The organism is Brevundimonas sp. AVps7 (genome assembly GCF_058681545.1).
In genome coordinates, this window is record NZ_CM178742.1 from 3,224,436 (window position 1) to 3,240,065 (window position 15,630).

Sequence of the window (15,630 nt, forward strand, 5' to 3'; positions counted from 1 at the left end):
CTCCGCGCGAAAGGGACCAGTATGGGGGCGTTTCAGGGCGTGATGGGTAAAAGGGCTCTCGTCAGGGCCTGGCGTTGGAATCGTTGGGGGATTCCGGGGATGTGTTGATGGGTATGGCTCCCCTCTCCCGGTGGGAGAGGGCTTGAGCGCCCTGGAGCGCAGCGATCGGTTTGCGCGAAAGGGCGAGGGTCGTGGCTCACCGGTGATATCCGATCCTCATCCGTCTCGCTTCGCGAGCCACCTTCTCCCAATGGGAGAAGGAAAAATCAGGCGAGATCCTCGATCTCGGCGTCGGTGAGTTCACCGGGGACGATGGTGACCGGCAGTTTCCTTCCGCCGAAGGCCGCGCCCTGTTTCAGGACGGCGGAGACCAGCGGCCCCGGACCCCGGCTTCCCGTTCCGGCGGCCAGGACGAGGATCTTGATCTCCGGGTCGTCGCCGCAGACCTTGCGGATCGCGGCCTGGGGCTCGCCCTCCTCGATCAGGAAGACGGGCTGGGCGCCCGACCGCTCCTGAGCCTCCTCGCCGAGCCGGTTCAGAAGCGTTTCGGCCTCGGCCCGCTGCTGCCGCTGGATCTCCTCGCGCACCCCGGCCCAGTGCTCGTCAGACCCGCCGGGAATGATCCGCAACAGGGCGACGCGCCCGCCCGTCGACCGCGCCCGGCGCGAGGCGTAGCGCAGGGCCGCCTCGAACTCGGGGCTGTCATCGACGACGACGAGGAACTTTCTGGGCATCAAAGCGCGCCCGCGACCTGGCGAATCTGACCGTTGGCGATGGTCAGTTTGGCGAAGGTCCAGCCCGTGCCCGAGGCCTCGATCTCGTCCACGGCGGCGCGAACGCCCTCGACCAGGGCCTGACGCGGTCCGATCCAGGCGTCCACAGCCGCTTCCGCCGTCGCTTCGGTGTCGCCCACCGCCGGGTCGGAAGCCGCGGCGACCGCGCGGGTCAGGGCGACCTGTTCGGCCATCAGGTCTTCGATCAGGCGACGCACAGCCAGACGGTCGAAGTGATCACCCGACGGCACGGCCCCGGCCGCAGCCCGCAGACGGTCGAAATCGAAGGCGGCCCCGACCTGGTGGTACAGACGCGCCATCCGGGGCTCGGACCAGCCGGCTTCCTTCGCCAGATCGCCGACGTCGGCGGTGGCCACCAGCGGGCGCAACATGGCGACGGTCTGGGCCAGATTTTCACCCACGCCCATGTCAGCGAAGATCTTGAGACGATCCGCCAGACGGCCCTGTTCGAAGCGGCTGAGGACGTCGCCGCCCGCAGCTCGCAAGGCGTCGGCCGCCGGACGATAGGCCTCGATCAGCCCCTGGACCGTCGCCCCGGACCTGCCCGCGCGCCGCGCCAGCCAGAAGGTCTGACGCCGCAGGACGGTGGAGATTTCCAGATAGAGCGCCGTCTGGGTCTCGGCCGGAACCTTGAGATCCAGGGCGTTGACCGCATCCCAGGCCTCGTCGAGGCGGAAGACCCGCCGCGCCGCCTCGAAGGCGATGACCAGGGCGGTCGTGTCGCAACCCGCCGCCGCCCGCAGTCGGTCGGGGAAGGTCGGGCCCGTCATGTTGACGATCTCGTTGCAGAGCACCGTCGCCACGATCTCGCGCCGCAGACGGTGGCCGCGCATCTGGTCCTCGAACCGGGCCAGCGGTTCGGGGAAGTAGCGGATCAGGGTTTCTTCGAAGAACGGATCCTCCGGAGCCCTCGAGGCCACGATCTCGTCGGCCAGTTCCAGCTTGGAATAGGCCATGAGCACCGCCAGCTCGGGCCGGGTCAGGGCCAGGCCGGCCGTCTTCATCTCGCCGATGCGGACGTCGCCGGGCAGGCCCTCGACCTTGCGGTCCAGTTTGCCGCGCGCGGTCAGCGACTGCATGAACCGCTGCTGGGTGTCGAGCGCGCCGGTCCCCTCGGCCTGCTGCAGGGTCAGGGCCAGGGTCTGGTCGTAGTTGTGGGCCAGAACCTTGTGGCCGACCTCCTCGGTCATCGAAGCCAGCAAGGGCACCCGCTCCGCCAGAGGCAGAACACCATTGGTGACCGCCGACCCGATCAGGATCTTGATATTGACCTCGTGGTCGGAGGTGTCGACGCCGGCGGAGTTGTCGATGGCGTCGGTGTTGATCCGGCCGCCACCGGCCGCGAAGGCGATCCGTCCCGCCTGGGTGAAGCCGAGGTTGGCCCCCTCGCCTACCACCTTGACCCGCAGTTCGTCGGCATTGATGCGCAGGGCGTCGGTGCCCTTGTCACCGACCTGGGCGTCCGTCTCGAGCGCGGACTTCACATAGGTGCCGATGCCGCCGAGATAGAGCAGTTCGGTCGGCGCCTTCAGGATGGCGCGGATCAGGCTGACGGGATCCAGGGCCTCGTCGGTGATGTCGAGGGCGGCGCGGATCTCGGGCGTCAGTTCGATCGACTTGGCCGAGCGCGAGAAGACCCCGCCGCCGGCCGAGATCAGCGCCTTGTCATAGTCCTGCCAGGACGAACGCGGCAGCTGGAACAGCCGGTCGCGCTCGACCCAGGACGAGGCCGGGTCGGGGGTCGGGTCGATGAAGATGTCGCGGTGGTCGAAGGCGGCGACCAGTTTCGAGGCCTTCGACAGCAGAAGGCCGTTGCCGAACACGTCGCCCGACATGTCGCCGACGCCGACGACAGTGAAGGGCTCGGTCTGGATGTCCTTGCCGATCTCGCGGAAGTGCCGCTTGACGGCCTCCCAGGCGCCGCGGGCCGTGATGCCCATGGCCTTGTGGTCGTAGCCGACCGAGCCGCCCGAGGCGAAGGCGTCGTCCAGCCAGAAGCCGTAGGCGGCCGAAACGCCGTTGGCGATGTCGGAGAAGGTCGCCGTCCCCTTGTCGGCGGCCACGACCAGATAGGGGTCGTCGCCCTCGAACGGCACGACATTGGCCGGACGAACCACATGGCCGTCTGCGCCGATGTTGTCGGTGATGTCGAGCAGGCCGGACAGGAAGGTCCGGTAGGCGCGGATGGCCTCAGCCTGCTGGGCGTCGCGGTCGCCGCCGGCGCGGACGATGCCCGACAGATATTTCGGGAAGAAGCCGCCCTTGGAGCCGACCGGCACGATGACCGCGTTCTTGACCTGCTGGGCCTTCACCAGACCGAGCACCTCGGTACGGAAGTCGTCGCGGCGGTCCGACCAGCGCAGGCCGCCCCGCGCCACGGGCCCAAAGCGCAGGTGGACGCCCTCGATGTGCGGGGCCCAGACGAAGATCTCGCGGTAGGGCTTGGGCAGGGGCAGGTCCTCAAGCTCGCGCGAGGCAATCTTGATCGAGATATGCGGCTTGAAGCCTCCATCGGCCGCCGTCTGGTAGTAGTTGGTGCGTTTGATCGCCCCGATCAGGGCGGCCATCCGGCGCAGCGCCCGGTCGTGGTCGAGCGACTTCACGTCCATCAGCAAGGCGGTGATCTTGTCGTTCACTTCATTGCAGGTCGCGGCGCGCTCATCGGCCGAACCTCCGTGGGCCGGATCGAATTTGCAGGCGAAGAACGACAGCAGGGCGCGGGCGATGGCCGGATAGTCGCGCAGCGCCTCTTCCTGCACCGCCTGGGACGGGTCGAGACCGGTCTGCTGGCGATAGCGGGCCAGGGTGCGGATCAGGGCCGCCTCGCGCCAGCCGACGCCGAGTTCCAGCACCAGACGGTTAAAGCCGTCGCTCTCCGTATGCCCGGACCAGACGGCCGAGAAGCCCGCCTCGAACGGACCCTTGATGTCGCCGAACTCAAGCGCCGCGCCGCGCGGGTCCTCCAGCAGGAACTCGTGGACGTGGATTTCCTGCGCCGAGCCGGTCTGACCCGCCGGACGGATGGCGTGGCCGAACTCCTCCAGCGTCTTGAGACCCATGTCGGCCAGGATCGGCAGGACGTCGGACAGGGGGACGGCGGCGCCGCGGCGATAGAGTTTGAAACGGAACTGCAGCGGGCTGTCGTCGGCATGGCGGAAGGCGCGGACGGCGACGGGTTCGCCGACGGTCGTGTCTCCCGTCTCGTTCAACCGATCGATTTCCTGCAGATCGGTGACGGCCTCGGCGGCGTCATAGCGTTCCCGGTAGCCCGGTCCGAAGGCCTCGGCCCAGCGGGCGCTCATGGCGCCGATCTGGCTGTCGTCGACCTCGGCGACGCGCAGGGCACCTTCGAACCGATCGACCCAGCTGCGGCCGGTCTCGATGATTTCGGCGTCCAGGGCGCGGGCGTCCGGGGTCGGGTGATCGCCCGGCGTCACGCCGATGATGTAGTGGATCCGCACCAGGGGGGCGTCCGACAGTTGCGGATACCAGGCCGACACGCGTCCGCCCCAGGCCCGGGCCAGAATGCGGCCGATCCGCTCGCGCACGCCTGCGTCGTAGCGCTCGCGCGGCACGAAGGCCAGGACCGAGACGAACCGGTCGAACGGGTCCTTGCGCGTGAAGATCTTGATCCGGGGCCGGTCGAACAGATGCAGGATGCCCAGCGCCGTGGTCAGCAGCTCGTCCTCCGAAATCTGGAAGAGCTCGTCCCGCGGGTAGTTCTCGAGGATGTTCTTCAGCCGCTTCTCGTTGTGGCTGCCGGGGGCCTTGCCGGCCCGGTCAAGCACATTGGCGACCTTGCGACGGATCAGCGGCACCTGGGACGGCGGCCGGTCATAGGCCTCGGCGGTGAACAGGCCGACGAAGCGGGTCTCGCCCGAAGGACGGCCGTCGTCGCCGTACCGTTTGACCCCGACATAATCCATGTAGGCGCGGCGATGGACACGGCTGCGCAGATTGGCCTTGGCCACCGTGACCGGGTCCGACAGGTCGATCTGGCGCTTCATCTGGGCGGTCAGGACGGCGGGTTCGGACGTGCGGCGCAGCACGGTCCGTTCCGGATCGCGCAGCACACCGACGCCTGCGCCCGACTGGTCGAGCGGGGCCTGCGCCGCATAGCCGCCATCGGTGGTGCGCGGATAGTCGTAGTCGCGGGCGCCCAGGAAGACGAAGGCGTCGTCGTTGAGCGAGCGCAGGAACTCGAGATTCTCGGCCACGATCGCCGGATCGATGCCGCCCGGGCAGGCTTCCAGATGGCCGATCGACCGCGCCATCAGCTCATTCATGGCCGGATAGTCGGCGACCGCCGTGTGCACATCGGTCAGGGTCTGTTCGACGCCGGCCATCAGGGTCTCGCGCCGCTCGGGCGGCAGGGGATCGATGACCAGGACGATGAGGGATTCGCGGGCGCCGCCGTCGTCCGACTTGCGCGATCCATCGGCCTGTCGCGAGAGCTTCAGGACGGGGTGGAACAGGGCCCGGACCGAAACGCCGGTATCGGCCAGTTCGCCCATGACGCTGTCGACCAGGAAGGGCCGGTCGTCCTGTACGATGCGAAGGACGTCATAGGGGGTGGCGCGACCACCGCCCGCCGTCAGGGGTTCGACCGCCACGCGGGTTTCGCCGGGCGCGCGCCGCTCGGCCCAGCGCCAGGCGTCGGCCAGCACCGCGCCAACATCCTCCAGCGCCAGTTCCGGCGTCTCGTCCTCGGCATAGTCCTCGAAGGCCTGGGCGACGAAGGACTGTTCCAGGTCGCCGGCGCCCCCGCCGCCTCCCAACGCCCCCGCGAAGGCCCGTTGCAGCGCCTCCGGGCTGGAGGGCTGGGAGGAGGTGCGGAGGTCGCCGGACATGGGCAGGGTCTCGAAAAGGCGCGGCAGGGCCGCCAGGGTCTGGACCGGACGCTATCGCTCAACCGTTACGGTGACATCACCGCAGAGACGCGTCCCGTCTCTGATCGCTGGATAGGCCGAGCCGCGCGGCTCGGAAAGGCCCGAAACGACAAACGCCGGGTCCTCTCGCGAGAACCCGGCGCCTGATCACCGTTCACTAACCCGGGGGAAAGATCAGAAACGGTAGTTCATGCCGATCCGCACCGCGTGCAGACCGAAGCGGCCGTTGGAGCGCCGCATGTCCGTACCCGTGGTGTTGGGGGTCAGGACGAAGGGATTGGTTGCGATTGCGACGCCTCGCCCGACGCGAATGTCGAAATCGGGCGCCTCCAGCGAGGTGTAGAGATACTCGCCGGTCACGCTGAGGTTGGGAGCCAGCATATATTCGACGCCGCCGCCGGCCTGGTAGCCGTCGGCCTGGTCGTCATCCGTCGTGGCGGTGAAGCTGTTCTGGGTGTTCGACGAATAGAACTGGTTCGACATCTCGCCGCTGGCGGCGCCGGCCGTGCCGTAGATCAGCGCCGGGCCGTAGGCGTAGCCGATCCGTCCGCGCAGGGCGGCGAGGTTCTCCAGCTTGCGTTCGAACGTGTAGGACGCCGGCGTCGTCGAATACGACGTCACACTGTCCTCCGCGTTGCCGAAGCCGGAGTATTCGGCAACGGCGCCGACCACGAACGAGCCGAACTGGAAGTCCCAGCCGGCCCTTACGCCGCCCTCCGACCCGTCCGCGTCGTCGTCGCAACCGCCGGCGAAATCGCCGGTATTGGCTGAGCCGCCGCACGAACCGGAGCTGAAGGCGTCCGCGCCGGCCGCCGTAACGACCGTATCACCGAAGTTTCCGTCCAGATTTCGGTCGAACCGCAGGCGCTCGTCGTCCTGGTCATTGGCCTTCGTCGCGCTGCCGTAGACGCCGATATAGGGGCCGGACCAGTCCGGGCGCGCGTCCCAGTTGGGCATCCAGCTTTGAGCCATGGCTGGCGCCGCGACGCCGGTGAGCAGCAGCGCCGTAGCAGCCGCAGAGATGATTTTAATCATGTTTTCCAATCCTTGGTCGAACCCGCCTCGCGACTGCGGCGTGACAACCCTTCCGGCGGCCTAACGACAGCGACGCTCGCATGTTCCCCACGGATGCATGGCGTCCCCTCCAAATTCCGGCGGCGCCGCTTTCGCGCACCACGCGCGCCCAAAGAAAAAGGCCGCCGGACGGGCGTCCGACGGCCTCTCTTGAACCGGCGCTGGAGGGGGGAACGAGCGCCGGTCGATGCCGCCGCGGCCTTGGGGGAGGGGAGGGGGCCGCGACGTCTGGATGGCAGATGGGATCGACCGAACCGGCTCGCAAGGGGTCGGGTTTCAGGGTTCTGCGGCGCCGGCGCGCGGCGGTTTGACGCGGGCGGGACGACGGGCCGGCGGCTTGTGCGCGTGGCTTTCCTCGTCCTCCTCGGCGTAGGGCCTGCCATCTCCGGACAGGAGGATGGCGATCCACATCGAGCCCTTGAACTCCGCCAGGATCGCCATGGCCATGACCGCCAGCGGCGTCGACAGGAACATGCCGACCACGCCCCACAGCTTGCCCCACAGGGCCAGGGCCAGAAGGACGGCGACCGGGTCGATGTTCTGGTTGTCGCCCTGCATGCGCGGCTGGATCGCGTTGCCCACCACGAACAGGATCAACTGCAGCCCGACCAGCAGGATCAGGGCGGGCCAGTAGGTCGGAAACTGCACCAGGGCGAAGAGCGGCGGCGCAAGTCCCGCGATGGCCCCGCCCAGCACCGGGATGAAACCGACCACGAAGATGACGAAGGTCCAGAATTCTGCGTTCTGAAGCCCCACCAGTCGCATCAGGATCCAGGCGGCGACGCAGATGATGCCGCCGGTGACGGTCTGGACCCACAGATAGCCCTCGACCCCGCCGCGCACGCGCTGGAACACCTCCGAGGCCTCCTGGCGGCTCTCGCGGTTGGGGAACAGGCTCACCAGCTTGCGTCGGAAGCCCGTCTGGGCCGCCAGCAGGAAGGCCAGATAGACCATGACGAAGAAGGCGCCGGACACCACGCCCTGGACCTGGAAGGCCAGGGTGGTCAGGTAGCCGCGGATATCCAGTCCGGCGAACAACTCATGCGCCGTTGGAGGCGTCGCCATGCCGAACAGCCGCCCGCCGTCGGCGATGATGGCGTCGATCCGGGGCCCGATGCCGCTCGACACGCCCGAGGCGTCGGTGAAGAACCCTGCCGCCCCGTTCACGATGAAGGCGATGGAGGCCAGGAACCCGAGAACCACCACGGCCAGCGCGGCCGTACCGGCCCAGTGGCGGGGCAGCCTCGTCCGGTCCTCGATGAACCGCTTCACCCCGTCGATCATGATCAGCAGGAAGATCGCCATCGCCAGCGGCGTCAGGATGTCCCGCAGCCAGTAGAGGGCGGCCCCGGTCGCCACGACGGCCAGGGTCACAAGGGCGTTGCGGGCCACAGCGGATGTCGGAACGGCGATCGGTGGTTTCATATCTGGTGTTGTCGGGGGCGTCGCGGCGCCGGTCAATCGTCGATTGGCTATGGCCCGCGCCGCGGCTAATCATCGGAGCCTAGGGAGACCACCGCATGACCGATGTCGCCGCCAACCCCGGCCTGTTCCTGGGCCAATCCGCCGATGGGGAGACGCCCCAGCGCGAGATCCTGCTGTGGAACCGGGCCAACCGGCACGGGGTGATCGCGGGCGCGACCGGGACCGGCAAGACCGTGACCCTGCAGATCATGGCCCAGGGCTTCTCGGAGATGGGCGTCCCCGTCTTCTGCGCCGACGTGAAGGGCGACCTGTCAGGCATCAGCCAGGTCGGGACGCCGAACGAGAAGCTGCTGGCCCGCGCCGCCGGGATGAACCTGACCCTCGTCCCGAAGGCCGCGCCGACGGTCTTCTGGGACCTGTACGGCCAGAAGGGGCACCCGGTGCGGGCGACCGTGTCGGAGATCGGCCCGCTGCTGATGGCCCGGATGCTGGACCTCAACGACGTGCAGGAGGGGGTGCTGACGGTCGCCTTCCACGTCGCCGACAAGGAAGGCCTGCTGCTGCTCGACCTCGACGATCTCAGGTCGATGCTGACCTATGTCGCCGAGAACGCCCCTCGCATCGGCCGCGAGGTCGGCAATGTCGCCCCCGCCTCGATCGCCTCGATCCAGCGCGCCCTGCTGCAGCTGGAACAGGACGGCGGCGACGCCTTCTTCGGCGAGCCGGCGCTGAAGCTGACCGACATGATGCGGACCAGCCTCGACGGACGGGGTCAGGTCAATGTGCTGGACTCGACCCGGCTGATGAACAGTCCGCGCCTGTATGGCGCCTTCCTGCTGTGGCTGATGTCGGAACTGTTCGAACAGCTGCCCGAGATCGGCGACCCGGAGAAGCCGCGCCTCGTCTTCTTCTTCGACGAGGCCCACCTGCTGTTCAAGGACGCGCCCAAGCCGCTGCTTGAGAAGGTCGAACAGGTCGTGCGTCTGATCCGCTCCAAGGGGGTCGGGGTCTATTTCATCACCCAGAACCCGGCCGATATCCCGGACAGCGTCCTGGCCCAGCTGGGCAATCGCATCCAGCATGCGCTGCGCGCCTATACCCCGTCCGATCAGCGCGGCCTTAAGGCGGCGTCAGACAGTTTCCGCGTCAATCCGGCCTTCGATACTGCCGAGGCCATCCAGGCCCTGGGCACCGGCGAGGCCCTGGTCTCGACGCTGGATGAAAAAGGCGCGCCGCGCGTGGTCGCGCGGACCCTGATCCGTCCGCCGGACAGTCGTCTGGGCCCCGCGACCGATGTCGAACGCGCCGCGGTCATGGCCGCCAGTCCGGTGAAGGGTGTCTACGACACCGTCGTGGACCGCGAATCCGCCGAGGAAATCCTCGCCGCCCGGTATGCCCAGACAGAGGCCGCCGCCGCGCCGGCCGCGAAGCCTGCGCCTCAGGGTCGCGCTCCGGCGGCTCCGAAAGCGCCGCCCGCGCCCAAGGCTCCGCGCAAGTCGAACCGCCAGACGCCGATGGAGGCCCTGACCAAGTCGGTGCTGCGCACGGCGGGATCGACCCTGACCCGCGAACTGCTGCGGGGAATTCTGGGCGGGCTGAGACGCTAACCTAGACCATCGAGCCCAGGCGAGCGTTGGCGAGGTCGCTGATCACGGCCGTGACCTGGGCTCCAGATCCCGTCTGGGACAACAGTTTGGACAGGTGCGGCGACAGCTTGCGGGTGTCGACCAGCACCATGGCCCAGCCGAGGAACAGCTGGGCCTGAACCGGCCAACGGGCCAGGACGCGCACATTGCGATGCCGCTCGTCTGTCTCGATGTCGGCCATCAGGGCGGTCAGTGCTTCGGGATCGCCCTCCAGCACCTGGACGAAGGTCCCGGACTGGTGGGCCAGGGCGCCGGTGATCCGGCGACGGCCGTTGTTGCGCACCGAGGTCGCGACGATCGCCGACAGATCCATCGGACCTTCGGCCGCGCTGACGGCATCGCTGCGATAGACGAGGCGTTCGAGGACGCGCTCCGTGAGGGGCTGGGGCGTGCGAACGGTCGAGGATGTCATGGGAGGGATGGCCAGGCGGCGAATCCGCCGCCCATCTAGGCGCTTTCCGCCGGAAACCCTAACGCGCGGCGAATTCGGCCCGGGATCAGGGACGCGGGATCAGCCGCCACATGCGCAGGGGGTGCCGGACCGCCCCGGCCTCGGCGCCCGCCGCCGCGCCGCGGCCCATATAGAGGTCGGCGCGGACAGGGCCGCGAATGGCCGAACCGGTATCCAGCGCCATGACCAGGCCGGTGTAGCCGTGCCGCGCGCCCACAAGGTTTCCGGCGCCGGCCGAAATCCACACCGGATCGCCATAGGTCCAGCTGGCCGGATCAACCGCGATGGCTCGCCGGGCCGGCAGCGGAACGCCTGCGGCTCCGGCGGGATCGCCACCGTCGTCAGGGTCCAGCGCGAAATAGATATAGCGGGGGTTCAGGGCCGTGACCGCGCGAGCCTCCGGCCCCCGATTCGCAGCCAGCCAGGCCCGGATCGCCTCGCCCGAGGTTCCGTTCGTCGGCAAAAGGCCACGCTCCGCCATCGGTCGGGCGATGCCGACGAAGGTCCGGCCGTTGTCGGCGGCGTAGGCGGCGCGGGCCTTCGATCCATCCTCGAACGTCAGATAGCCTGAGCCCTGAATCTGGAGAAAGAACAGGTCCTCGGCGCGCATCCAGGCCAAGGGCGGCGATGGCGGCGGGCCGGCCTCGATCACCGACCGTTCATCCAGAACCTGACCCCGCGACCAGCCGGCGGGACGGCCGAGCACGGGGGTGTCGAATACCCGGTCGGGTGCGCGACGCGCGTCGTACTCCGGCGCGAAATAGGCGGTCAGCAGGGGCGACCGACCCTCGGCGGGCCGGGCCTCGACCACCGCGAAGCCGCTCTCGAAGAAGGCGCGCGCGGCGGAGGGCGTCACAGGCCGCGACAGGCGTTTGATTTCTTGGGCCCGCTCGCACTGGCGCGTCGCAGCTGGCTCGCGTGCGACGCGACAGGTGTCGGCATAGGCGTGGAAGGCGGCGAGATGGTCCTCGTCTGCCCAGCCCGGCAGGGACTGGGGGGCGGGCAGAGTCGAAACCTGAGGAGGCGGGTCGGCGGGAACGACAGGACCGGCTGGCGGCGCGGGCGACTCGACCGTCGAGGTCGCACACCCCGCCAGAAGCAGGAGCACGCCTGCCAGCGCCAGCCTCAGGTCGCGTCCCAAGGGGCGGCGGCCCCTAGGCGTTGGCGGGTTCGACGCGGGCGAGGACCCAGTTGGGGTCGGCGGCGCCCAGGGACCGTTCGAAGGTCCAGTGCTCGGCCGTGCGGCGTTCCTCGATGCGGGGTTCTGCCGGAGCGCCCGGTGTCGCCTCGGCTTCGGGCAGGAGGATTTTCGAGCGGATTTCGGCCAGGAACCGGACCTTGGCCACGGCGCGGTCGCCCTCGGCGGAGGCCAGTTCCAGATCGGCGCGCGGCGGGTGCAGGAACTCGACCTGTTCGGTCTCGCCCCGGGTTTCGCGGGCGGCTATGCCGCTCTCGAAGGAGTCCAGCACGGCCGGCGTCAGCAGCGGCTTCAGCGCAGCGCGATCGCCCGAGGCGTAGCCGCGCACGATGGTCTCATAGGCCTGGCGGGCCCCTTCAATGAATTTGGCCGGGTCGAAGGCCGGGTCGCGGGCGCGCAGAGAGGCGGCGGCGGCCATGGTGGCGGCGTCGAGGGCGGGGACCCGAGCCTGAGCCTCCGGGCCAGTCGCCCCCGCAGCAGGCAGGGCGGGCGTCCTGGCGTCTTCCTGGGGCTGACGGCCGACCTTCTTGCCCAGCACATTGTAGAGCTGGAAGAGGACGACCGCGGCGATCACGGCGAAGATGACGAGCTGGAACTGTACCGGCACGGGGTATCCCTGGATGGCGTCCTGATCCCGGCCAAGAGGGCCGGGCGCGTCGGACGGGACGATTACGGTCTGATATGGGCGTGCGCAAGGCGCGGCGCATCCCGGGCGGGTTGTGACATGCCGCCGCGACCTCCCGGAAACGCGTTCTGGACGCGCTCAGGCAGCGCGCCGCCGCGCGGCGAGCGACAGCGCATTCAAGAGCCAAGTTGCGGGACGTTCAGGCGGATGCTAGTCGCGGCGCCTCGCTTTTCCGCCATTTTGAACGGCTTCGCTTCCATGACTGACGTTTCGCCCGCCGACGCCAACGGCGCAGCCCCGACCGAACAACCCGTCGTCCCGGGCTTCCGTATCCTCGCCCAGTTCGTGCGCGACCTGTCCTTCGAGAACCCCAGGGCGCCGGACACGCTGCGCATGGAGGGCAAGCCGGCCATCGACATGGGGGTCGAACTGAACGCGCAAGGCCGTCCCGACGGCCTTTTCGAGGTCGATCTCAAACTGTCGATCAAGGCCGCGCTTGAAACCATGCCGGTCTTCCAGGTCGAGTTGCTGTACGGCGGCCTGTTCCAGCTCACCGGCATTCCCGAGGCCGACATCGAGGCGATGCTGCTGATCGAGTGCCCGCGCTATCTCTTCCCCTACGCCCGCGAGATCGTGGCGCGGGCGACGGCGGACGGCGGCTTCTATCCGCCCTTCATGCTGGATCCGATCGACTTCGCCGGCATCTATACGGCGCGCCAGCAACAGCAGGCCCAGCAGGGCGGCGCGGCCTAGGCCCTACGCAGCGGGCTCGACGACCTCGAGCCCGTAGCCGGCCCACAGGGACTGGTCTTTCAGCGTGGCCAACAGGAAGACGCGGTGCGCCTCGACCTCTTCCGGGTGGATGCGCGGGCTCAGCGGGCGCGGACGCGGCTGATAGCCCCCTGCGGCGGCATGGGCGGCCGCGGCCTGGCTTTCGCGCCGGCTCGACAGGTCCAGAACCCGCTCCTTGCCCCCCTTCAGCTCCAGATAGACCTCGGCCAGAAGACGGGCGTCGATCAGGGCGCCGTGGAACGAGCGGTCGGCCAGGCTGACCTTGTAGCGTTTGCACAGGGCGTCCAGCGAGTTGGGCATGCCCGGCCAGCGCTTCTGGGCGAGCTGCAAGGTGTCGATCCAGCGGGTCTCGTGCAGCAGGGCCTGACCGCAGCGGCCGCACTCATGATCGATGAAGTTACGGTCGAACTGGGCGTTGTGGGCGATCACGGGCGCGTCGCCGATGAAGTCCATCAGGTCGATGACGATCTCGGCGAACTTCGGCGCGTCCTTGACCTTGTCGTCGGTGATGCCGTGAACCCGGGTCGCGTCCGGCGGGATCAGCCGCTCCGGATTGACGAACCGGTGGAAGGTCCGCCCCGTCGGCAACAGGTCCATGATCTCGATACAGCCGACCTCGATCAGCCGGTCGCCCGTGCGAGGGTCGAAGCCGGTGGTTTCGGTGTCGAGAACGATTTCGCGGGACATGACGCCTTAATGGGGGCGTTCGTCGGTGGGCGAAAGAGTCTGGACGGGTCGTTTCCAGCTCGGGGCCAGAACCATCCCCACGATTTCAGCGACCCGGGCGCGGGCGGCGTCCAGTCCCCGGCCGGTATCGATGACGAAGTCGGCGCGGCGGCGCTTTTCCGCGTCCGGCATCTGGCGCGCCAGGATGGCTTCGAAGCGTTCGATGGTCATGCCGGGACGGGCGAGGACCCGACGGCGCTGGGTTTCGGCGTCGGCCGTGACCACCACGACCGCATCCACGGCCCGGTCGCCCCCGGTCTCGAACAGCAGGGGAATGTCGAGCACCGCCAGCTTGACGCCCGCCGCCCGCGCCGCTTCCAGATCGGCCATTCGCCCGGCCGCGACCAGCGGGTGGACGATCGTTTCCAGCCGTTTGAAGGCTGTGTCGTCGCGGCCGAGCGCCTCGGCCAGCCGCGTCCTGTCCACTGCGCCGTCCACGACCACGCCGGGGAAGGCCTCGCCGATCGCCTCGACCGCCGCCCCACCTGTCGCATAGAGGGCGTGGACCGCGTCGTCGGCGTTCCAGATGACCGCCCCATGCTCCGCGAACATGGCCGTGGTGGTCGACTTGCCCATGCCGATCGAGCCGGTCAGGCCCAGCAGGATCACGCCGTTTCTCCCAGATGGGCGAGGAGAACGGGACGCGGGTCGAGATCCGGCGGCGCGACGTCAAAGATGGCCTCGAACGACGGCCCGGCCTGACCGATCAGCATGGCCAGACCATCAACGGTCACGAGCCCTGCGTTCCGTGCAGCCTGAAGGAAGGGCGTGATCACCGGCTTGTAGGTCATGTCCATGACCGTCGTGGCGGGGTCGAGCGCCGAAAGGTCGATCTCGGGCCGGACGCTGAGCGCGTTGACGATCAGGGCCGCGTCCTGGAACGCCGCCGGTCCCTCGGCGACCGAGACCGATCCTCCAAGGTCGGCGGCGAGGGCCTCGGCCCGGTCACGGGTGCGGTTGACGATCCGGACATGGGCGCCGGCTCCGGCCAGGGTCGCGGCGGCGGCGCGCGCGGCTCCTCCGGCGCCCAGGATGACGACCGGAGAACCGGCGAGGGACAGCTTCGGCGCCTGCTGCTGCAAGGCGCGAAGCAGGCCGAGACCGTCGGCGCTGTCGGCGAAGACGCCGCCGTCGCGGAAGACGAGGATATTGGCCGATCCGCTTTCCCGTGCAGTCCCGGATGCGGAATCCGCCAGGGCGAAGGCCTGTTCCTTGAACGGAGCGGTGACGTTGACGCCGCTCAGCAGGCCGGCGCGACCGGCTGCGACCAGGGTCTCGAAAGCCGCGGGGTCCCTGGGCGAGAAGGCGACATAGGACGCATCCAGTCCGGCGGCCTCGATCCAGTAGTTGTGGATGACCGGGCTCAGGGAGTGGGCGACGGGGTTGCCGACGATGCCCCCGACCTTCACGGCGCCGGTGATACGGGCCTTGCTCATGTGCGGATCACCCCGGCCCGGCGCAGTTCGTCGAGCACGGGCCAGAGCGGCATGCCGAGGACGGTGAAATAGTCGCCCTCGACCCGGTCGAAGAGCTGGGACCCCATTCCCTCCAGCCGGTAGCAGCCGACCGAGCCGAGCAGGCCCTCGCCTTCCGCATCAAGATAGGCGTCGAGAAAGTCGTCGGAGAAGCGGCGCATCGTCATCCGCGCTGTATCGACCCCCGACCAGACCACCGCGCCGTTGTTGGCCAGGGCCGCGGCGGAGTTCAGGTGGTGGGCATGGCCTCGCAAGGCGTGCAGTCGCTCCCGGGCCTCGGCGAGGTTCGCCGCCTTGGAGATCATCCCGCCGTCGAAATCCAGGGTCTGGTCCGAGCCCAGAACCCAGGCTTCCGGATCATGGCGCGACACAGCGAGCGCCTTTGCCCGGGCCAGTTCGAGCGCCAGTTCGGCCGGATCGATGCCCGCGAGCGAGATCTTGATCGCATCCTCGTCCACCCCGGCGTCCAGGGCGGTGAAAGGGACGCCGGCGCCGGTCAGCATCGCGCGGCGGGCGGCGCTTCGGGAGGCGAGGA

General features: G+C 68.9%; 13 protein-coding genes. 2 read left to right on the forward strand and 11 right to left on the reverse strand.

The window, feature by feature from the left end; translation table 11 throughout:
• Nucleotides 1-266: 266 nt before the first annotated feature.
• From ACW17Y_RS16075 to ACW17Y_RS16090, 4 genes are all read right to left on the reverse strand, one after another.
• Entirely contained in the window at nucleotides 267-734 is a 468-nt protein-coding gene (locus ACW17Y_RS16075; RefSeq protein WP_492036674.1) for a universal stress protein, read from the reverse strand.
• Entirely contained in the window at nucleotides 734-5,644 is a 4,911-nt protein-coding gene (locus ACW17Y_RS16080) for an NAD-glutamate dehydrogenase (RefSeq protein WP_492036675.1), read from the reverse strand. The genes ACW17Y_RS16075 and ACW17Y_RS16080 overlap by 1 nt, the downstream gene beginning before the upstream one ends.
• Before the next feature lie 213 nt (nucleotides 5,645-5,857).
• Nucleotides 5,858-6,718: an outer membrane protein gene (locus ACW17Y_RS16085; protein WP_492036676.1), complete on the reverse strand. Its 861-nt coding sequence runs from the start codon at nucleotides 6,716-6,718 to the stop codon at nucleotides 5,858-5,860.
• A gap of 315 nt (nucleotides 6,719-7,033) precedes the next feature.
• Nucleotides 7,034-8,182, reverse strand: a complete 1,149-nt coding sequence (locus ACW17Y_RS16090) for an AI-2E family transporter (protein WP_492036677.1) — start codon at nucleotides 8,180-8,182, stop codon at nucleotides 7,034-7,036.
• Between the two features lie 95 nt (nucleotides 8,183-8,277).
• On the opposite strand from ACW17Y_RS16090, the gene ACW17Y_RS16095 reads away from it, so the two are divergent.
• Nucleotides 8,278-9,789, forward strand: a complete 1,512-nt coding sequence (locus ACW17Y_RS16095) for a helicase HerA-like domain-containing protein (protein WP_492036678.1) — start codon at nucleotides 8,278-8,280, stop codon at nucleotides 9,787-9,789.
• A gap of 1 nt (nucleotide 9,790) precedes the next feature.
• On the opposite strand, the gene ACW17Y_RS16100 is transcribed toward ACW17Y_RS16095, so the two are convergent.
• From ACW17Y_RS16100 to timA, 3 genes are all read right to left on the reverse strand, one after another.
• On the reverse strand, nucleotides 9,791-10,240 hold the full coding sequence (locus ACW17Y_RS16100; protein ID WP_492036679.1) for a BLUF domain-containing protein: 450 nt from the start codon (nucleotides 10,238-10,240) through the stop codon (nucleotides 9,791-9,793).
• A gap of 85 nt (nucleotides 10,241-10,325) precedes the next feature.
• Nucleotides 10,326-11,420: an MltA domain-containing protein gene (locus ACW17Y_RS16105; RefSeq protein WP_492036680.1), complete on the reverse strand. Its 1,095-nt coding sequence runs from the start codon at nucleotides 11,418-11,420 to the stop codon at nucleotides 10,326-10,328.
• A 13-nt stretch (nucleotides 11,421-11,433) separates the two neighbouring features.
• Complete coding sequence (timA, locus tag ACW17Y_RS16110) at nucleotides 11,434-12,084, reverse strand: TIM44-related membrane protein TimA (RefSeq protein ID WP_492036681.1); 651 nt, start codon at nucleotides 12,082-12,084, stop codon at nucleotides 11,434-11,436.
• A 276-nt stretch (nucleotides 12,085-12,360) separates the two neighbouring features.
• On the opposite strand from timA, the gene secB reads away from it, so the two are divergent.
• Nucleotides 12,361-12,855, forward strand: coding sequence for a protein-export chaperone SecB (gene secB, locus ACW17Y_RS16115; protein ID WP_492036682.1), 495 nt, complete (start codon nucleotides 12,361-12,363; stop codon nucleotides 12,853-12,855).
• Nucleotides 12,856-12,858: 3 nt separating this feature from the next.
• On the opposite strand, the gene dnaQ is transcribed toward secB, so the two are convergent.
• The 4 genes from dnaQ to ACW17Y_RS16135 are packed head-to-tail and all read right to left on the reverse strand — an operon-like array spanning nucleotide 12,859 to nucleotide 15,598.
• Complete coding sequence (gene dnaQ / locus ACW17Y_RS16120) at nucleotides 12,859-13,581, reverse strand: DNA polymerase III subunit epsilon (RefSeq protein WP_492036683.1); 723 nt, start codon at nucleotides 13,579-13,581, stop codon at nucleotides 12,859-12,861.
• A gap of 6 nt (nucleotides 13,582-13,587) precedes the next feature.
• Nucleotides 13,588-14,229, reverse strand: coding sequence for a dephospho-CoA kinase (gene coaE, locus ACW17Y_RS16125; protein ID WP_492036684.1), 642 nt, complete (start codon nucleotides 14,227-14,229; stop codon nucleotides 13,588-13,590).
• Nucleotides 14,226-15,056: a shikimate dehydrogenase family protein gene (locus ACW17Y_RS16130; RefSeq protein WP_492036685.1), complete on the reverse strand. Its 831-nt coding sequence runs from the start codon at nucleotides 15,054-15,056 to the stop codon at nucleotides 14,226-14,228. The genes coaE and ACW17Y_RS16130 overlap by 4 nt, the downstream gene beginning before the upstream one ends.
• Nucleotides 15,053-15,598, reverse strand: coding sequence for a Maf family protein (locus ACW17Y_RS16135; RefSeq protein ID WP_492038319.1), 546 nt, complete (start codon nucleotides 15,596-15,598; stop codon nucleotides 15,053-15,055). Before ACW17Y_RS16135 ends, ACW17Y_RS16130 begins: the two co-directional genes overlap by 4 nt.
• Nucleotides 15,599-15,630: the final 32 nt, after the last annotated feature.

Bases quoted from the DNA above. Each gene is read 5' to 3' on its own strand.
- ACW17Y_RS16080 (WP_492036675.1), bottom strand. From the start codon at position 5,644: ATGTCCGGCGACCTCCGCACCTCCTCCCAGCCCTCCAGCCCGGAGGCG.
- ACW17Y_RS16085 (WP_492036676.1), bottom strand. From the start codon at position 6,718: ATGATTAAAATCATCTCTGCGGCTGCTACGGCGCTGCTGCTCACCGGC.
- ACW17Y_RS16090 (WP_492036677.1), bottom strand. From the start codon at position 8,182: ATGAAACCACCGATCGCCGTTCCGACATCCGCTGTGGCCCGCAACGCC.
- ACW17Y_RS16095 (WP_492036678.1), top strand. From the start codon at position 8,278: ATGACCGATGTCGCCGCCAACCCCGGCCTGTTCCTGGGCCAATCCGCC.
- ACW17Y_RS16130 (WP_492036685.1), bottom strand. From the start codon at position 15,056: ATGAGCAAGGCCCGTATCACCGGCGCCGTGAAGGTCGGGGGCATCGTC.
- ACW17Y_RS16100 (WP_492036679.1), bottom strand. From the start codon at position 10,240: ATGACATCCTCGACCGTTCGCACGCCCCAGCCCCTCACGGAGCGCGTC.
- dnaQ (WP_492036683.1), bottom strand. From the start codon at position 13,581: ATGTCCCGCGAAATCGTTCTCGACACCGAAACCACCGGCTTCGACCCT.
- secB (WP_492036682.1), top strand. From the start codon at position 12,361: ATGACTGACGTTTCGCCCGCCGACGCCAACGGCGCAGCCCCGACCGAA.
- ACW17Y_RS16135 (WP_492038319.1), bottom strand. From the start codon at position 15,598: ATGCTGACCGGCGCCGGCGTCCCTTTCACCGCCCTGGACGCCGGGGTG.
- ACW17Y_RS16075 (WP_492036674.1), bottom strand. From the start codon at position 734: ATGCCCAGAAAGTTCCTCGTCGTCGTCGATGACAGCCCCGAGTTCGAG.